General features: G+C 34.8%; 5 protein-coding genes. 1 reads left to right on the top strand and 4 read right to left on the bottom strand.

Annotated elements, in window-relative coordinates:
• Positions 1 to 674: TetR/AcrR family transcriptional regulator (locus tag Q0X02_RS07690; protein WP_297813957.1), on the top strand; the 674-nt coding region annotated here is incomplete at its 5' end.
• 319 nt (positions 675 to 993) lie between these two features.
• Here the strand turns inward: Q0X02_RS07690 and Q0X02_RS07685 are convergent.
• The 4 genes from Q0X02_RS07685 to Q0X02_RS07670 all read right to left on the bottom strand — a co-directional run bounded on the left by Q0X02_RS07685 (position 994) and on the right by Q0X02_RS07670 (position 5,395).
• Entirely contained in the window at positions 994 to 1,242 is a 249-nt protein-coding gene (locus Q0X02_RS07685) for a hypothetical protein (protein ID WP_297813954.1), read from the bottom strand.
• A gap of 103 nt (positions 1,243 to 1,345) precedes the next feature.
• On the bottom strand, positions 1,346 to 2,683 hold the full coding sequence (locus Q0X02_RS07680) for a cell wall-binding repeat-containing protein (protein WP_297813951.1): 1,338 nt from the start codon (positions 2,681 to 2,683) through the stop codon (positions 1,346 to 1,348).
• 147 nt (positions 2,684 to 2,830) lie between these two features.
• Positions 2,831 to 4,999, bottom strand: a complete 2,169-nt coding sequence (locus Q0X02_RS07675) for a cell wall-binding repeat-containing protein (protein ID WP_297813949.1) — start codon at positions 4,997 to 4,999, stop codon at positions 2,831 to 2,833.
• 12 nt (positions 5,000 to 5,011) lie between these two features.
• The gene (locus tag Q0X02_RS07670; protein WP_297813946.1) at positions 5,012 to 5,395 is read right to left on the bottom strand and encodes an ATP cone domain-containing protein; all 384 of its coding nucleotides are present in this window, start codon (positions 5,393 to 5,395) and stop codon (positions 5,012 to 5,014) included.
• Positions 5,396 to 5,529 lie beyond the last annotated feature (134 nt).

Below are 5,529 nucleotides of genomic sequence, written 5' to 3'. Positions count from 1 at the left end.
CACCCATAAGGTTTCGTCGGCAGCGTCAGATGTGTATAAGAGACAGGTATTTAATGGTAAAAAAAACTTATTTTAATTTAGATAAATCAAAACAAGATATGATTAGAGAAAATGTCCTAAAAATGTTTGTTTCTAAAGATTTCGAAGATGTCACAATTAGAGATCTTGCAAAAAAATGTAACATATCTGTAGGCTCTTTCTATAAATATTTTAATAGCAAAGAAGATATGTACCTTTACTATATGTGTGAGGTTGAAGAAAAAATATTAGACGAAGAATATAAACATAATAAGAGTTTATTTACAAATAATCCATATATAGATTTAAACACTATCCTCTCTCCACTAGAGATAAAGTTTAATAGAACATGGTTAAATGCTCCTACCTATATATTGAGCAAATTTTACTTTGATGGTTATGCAAATAAATTAAACAGCAAAGTTCTTGATGAATTAGATTTGTTATATGACAAAGGAAAAACGTCAAAGGGGCTAGAAAAAGATATGTTAAAATTTATTTATGTTACTTATATGTATAACTTTATTATGTATGTGAGAAAGAAAGACATCGCTGACTCAAAAGAATTTATTCGTTTAAAAAAACTTTATTTTGACAAAATCGTATTTAAGGGCCTATTTACAACGGAATATTATGAGGAAGTTTTTGGAGTTTAATTTAAAAGGCGATATGTATTCAAAAAAATATCTTATACACATCGCTTTTCACATACCCCTATGACTTAAATTTTCCTTATATAAGGTTGATATTAATTGTTATTGATATTTAAAAAGTCTCTAAGTCTATTTCTGTTAGGATTATTTAAAGCCTCTTAAGGACTACCATCTTCTGCAATTTTTCCATTTTCCATGAATAAAACTCTTGTAGCCGTTTCCTTTGCGAAATTAATTTTATGTGTAACTATCATCATAGTTACTCCAGTAGTTGCCAGCTTTTTATTGTACTTAAAACCCCTGCTACTAACTCAGGGTCTAATTAAGATGTTGGTTCATCTAAAAGTAAAATATCCGGCTTAACAGATATGGCTCTCGCAATGCTTTTTTCAATCAGAGAAAAAACAATTCCAATTATTCCCAAAATCGGGCAAATATATACCGTCACTAATCCAATAGGTCTCAGATTTCCTAAGAAACCGAGCTGAAAATCCTTCAATATAAAACTAATCACAAGACACACAACGCCAATGATAAGTGTCCACAAGCTTTTGTTTTTCGTTTTGTTCATAAACTCCTCCTCACCTATTTACCATTATTATACCCTATCCAAAATTTTTCATAAAATCACGCAAAAAAGAGTGCAGGAAAACCCGCACCCTTGTAGCTAAATTTTATGAAGCTATTTCAACTTTTACAGCCACGCCGTTTTTCACAGTGACAACCAAGCCAAGTCCTGTGTCCTTGCACAATTTATAGTAATTCAAAAACTCAGCTCTGTTAAAATAGCTTGGCTTGGCTAGTCCGCTTTTCGCCACGAAAACAGTCTTGTCTGTGAGCTTGAAAGAATGATTTACGCTGTGACCAATGCTGTCGCCCCCGAAGAATGAATCAATCTTCTTGTAATACAACATATATCCCGATACAACCAATTGGTCGTCTTCGATTCTCACATTGTACGCTTGATTACTAGCGTCTGCTTCTGCTTTTGATAATTTTTTGCTAATCAAACTAGAATAGTATTGACCAGTTTTTGTGTGCAAATTCTTATCTTCTGGTTTTTTAACAGTTTTTTTGTTTGTTAAAATATTTTCAGCAACAGTTTTTTCACCACCAACTATGAACACGTTCTTGTCGTTCAAATATTTCTTGGCGTTTTCTGTCAAGTTGTCTGATTGCGTAAGAATTATTGGTGCGTTGTGTTTTTTAGTTAAACTTACTGCTGACAAGCTGTCTGCGAATACTTCTCCACTTGCAAGGATTGCGTTGTTGTTCTTGTCAAATGATAGCTTTGCGATTTCTAGTGCTGTTTCGTATCTGTCTTTTCCGGAAACTCTTTTTCCTGTGAAGCCTTTTAGTGGTAGTTGGTTTTTACCACCTATTGCTATTTCTTGTAAATTGGATTGTGGGTAAGTTTCTCCGTCACTTAGTACCATTACTGATTTGTGGTTTACAAAAAATCCTGTCGCTGCTAGTGCGTCGGGGAAGTTTTTGCCACTTGCTATCAACAAATATTCCGGTTTGATGATTTGTTTTGTCTTTTCCATGACTTTTTGGGATGTTGAGTATCTGTCTTGTCCTTCAAGTCTTGTGACGTCAATCTTTTCTGATTTTAATTCTGTGTCAACTCCAGTTTTGCTAATAGCATTGTCTCCACCTACAACAAAAACTTTCTTCGCTTTCAATCGTTCGATTTCGTTTTTTGTTTGTGAGTCAAGTTTATCTTGTGATGACAATAAAAGTGGCGCATTTAGTGCTGATGCGAGTTGTCCTGCTGAGAGTGCGTCTGCGAAGTTGAATCCACTTGCAAGTACGACATTTTCTGATGTAGTATATGCTGATTTGGATATTTCAACAGATGTTGTAACTCTATCCTTGCCGGATATTCTTGTAACTTGTTGTGTTTTCTTTTGTGGTTGTGCGTTTTGTTTGTCTGCAATCGCCACCGTCGGCAACACCATTGCAACAGCTAACGCTGCGACCGTCAATTTTTTCAATTGATTTTTTAGCATTTTATCCTCCATAATTCATTATGATATTTTAATAAAACAACGGAATTTCTCCATTATTTTGCCTTCAATATTATTATACTCCATTTGAGATTTTTTTGATAAATTCGTTCAACAAAAAAGAGTGCAGATTTTTCTGCACCCCTTGTGTTATTTTAGTTTGTCGTAAGTTTGCTTTGCTTTCTCGTATTGATTTTGCACCAACTGCAACTCTGATTCTTTTTGATTTATTTTTTCCTTAAGTTCAAGAGTTTTTTGATCGTCGCCTTTTTTAAGGTTTTCAATTTTCTTCTTTCTATCAGCTTTAATTTCTTCAATATCCTTCAAAGTTTTTTCTGTTTTTTCTTTTTCATCTAATAACGCTTTTTTATCTGTAGCTTTCTTGTATTCATTGATAATTTCACGATATTTTTCTTCCTTAATAAACGTGCTATATCCATGCCCAAAATCTCCATTCATGCAGAATGTATTGCTTCCGTATCTTAATGCAACAGAATTTTTAGTTACAGCTACAACATTGATGCTCTTACTCAAAATATTCGTGTAGTGACCAATTACAGGTTCCTTGCCGTTGTGTTTTGCCCTGTAATCTGCTTTCGCTTTTTCCATCGCTACATTTGCGGCTTCTCCAGAATATTTAGTATTTATCGTATCCATCAATTCTTCATAAATTAATTTTTCTTTGTCATACCATCCTTTGTAAGGATTTACATAACCCCAAGCCAAATTTTCCCAAACTCTAAAAGTATGTCTGTGACCTAGAGATGGATCCACTGACCTGTTACAACTTACCATAGCCTTTGCCAAAATTTCAAAATTAGTATCTAATTTTGTCAAGCCCGTGAAGTGTTCATCCTTTAATCTTAGACTGTTTAATTGTTCAAGCCAATCCGCAGTCATAATCATATTTTCATATGATGTTGAATCGTCGGACGTTTTTTTCACATCACCTTTTTGTAAATACTCGTTCAAAATCGCAAGTCCATTTTCAGTATCTTGTTTGTATTCTGGGTATTTTTCTCCTGCCCATTTAAAAAATGCAAACGCACCTTCATTAATTGTAGCGTCAATTTTCGGAAGAACTTTGTTTATTTCTTCAATTTTCTTGTTGGCTTCTTCAATAGCACTCTTGTTCTTTTCTTCAAATTCTTTTTCTTCATCTTCAAGCTTTTTGATATCTTCTTCAAGCTTTTTCTTAGTTTCTGGAGCTTCTTGGTGTTTCTTTAATTCGGCTTTAAGATTTTCTAATTCTTCTTTGCTGTCTTTTAATTTCTTTTCGGCTTTATCCAAGTTTTCTTTCGCTTTTTTTCTGCTTGGATTTTTGTTATCTTTTTCTTGCTGTCTAATTTCTTCAGCTATCTTTGCCCTTTGTTCAGCTGTAATGTTAGTTAAAATATTTTCAGCAACAGTTTTTTCACCACCAACTATGAACACGTTCTTGTCGTTCAAATATTTCTTGGCGTTTTCTGTCAAGTTGTCTGATTGCGTAAGAATTATTGGTGCGTTGTGTTTTTTAGTTAAACTTACTGCTGACAAGCTGTCTGCGAATACTTCTCCACTTGCAAGGATTGCGTTGTTGTTCTTGTCAAATGATAGCTTTGCGATTTCTAGTGCTGTTTCGTATCTGTCTTTTCCGGAAACTCTTTTTCCTGTGAAGCCTTTTAGTGGTAGTTGGTTTTTACCACCTATTGCTATTTCTTGTAAATTGGATTGTGGGTAAGTTTCTCCGTCACTTAGTACCATTACTGATTTGTGGTTTACAAAAAATCCTGTCGCTGCTAGTGCGTCGGGGAAGTTTTTGCCACTTGCTATCAACAAATATTCCGGTTTGATGATTTGTTTTGTCTTTTCCATGACTTTTTGGGATGTTGAGTATCTGTCTTGTCCTTCAAGTCTTGTGACGTCAATCTTTTCTGATTTTAATTCTGTGTCAACTCCAGTTTTGCTAATAGCATTGTCTCCACCTACAACAAAAACTTTCTTCGCTTTCAATCGTTCGATTTCGTTTTTTGTTTGTGAGTCAAGTTTATCTTGTGATGACAATAAAAGTGGCGCATTTAGTGCTGATGCGAGTTGTCCTGCTGAGAGTGCGTCTGCGAAGTTGAATCCACTTGCAAGTACGACATTTTCTGATGTAGTATATGCTGATTTGGATATTTCAACAGATGTTGTAACTCTATCCTTGCCGGATATTCTTGTAACTTGTTGTGTTTTCTTTTGTGGTTGTGCGTTTTGTTTGTCTGCAATCGCCACCGTCGGCAACACCATTGCAAGTGCAAGCGTCGATGCCAAGACTTTTTTCAAAATTTTCGTGTTCATTTTAACCTCTCGTTAATTATTTTCGTATGCTTCTAATACTTTGTTGTAGCCTTCTTCTTTTAATGCTTCTTCGACGTATCCTCTGATTTCCTTTGTCGGATAGACATTTCTCTTGATGGATTTCATCTTCTTCAACACGTCCTCTACGATGATTGCGATGTCCGAGTTCGTCATTCCAGCCTGTGCAGTGTCCGATGTTTGAGCTAGCGAGTGGGAGATTTTTTCCTTGTCAAAACTTTCCACGCTGCCAAGTTTTTTAAGCACCCATTCTCCTTCTTCTCCAAACATTTCATCAAGCACATTTATTTTTGCATCTTCGATTATATTTGCAACGTCGTTCGGGTTTGTGTCGTTATTTTTGAAGTAGTCTACCAAAATTTTCGTCAAATCATTCATTTGTTTTCCTCCTTTTATACGACAAGAGCATCCATAAAAACGGATGCTCTTGCTTTCAAATAAAACCTCTCGAAGGTTTTATTAATTATTCAATAATTTTAGAAACAACGCCTGCTCCTACTGTTCTTCCACCT

Origin of the sequence: uncultured Finegoldia sp. (assembly GCF_947252345.1) — a bacterium.
Lineage (GTDB): Bacteria > Bacillota > Clostridia > Tissierellales > Peptoniphilaceae > Finegoldia.
Note: the sequence above shows the minus strand (reverse complement) of the source record. Positions and strands in the feature narration are given on the sequence as shown.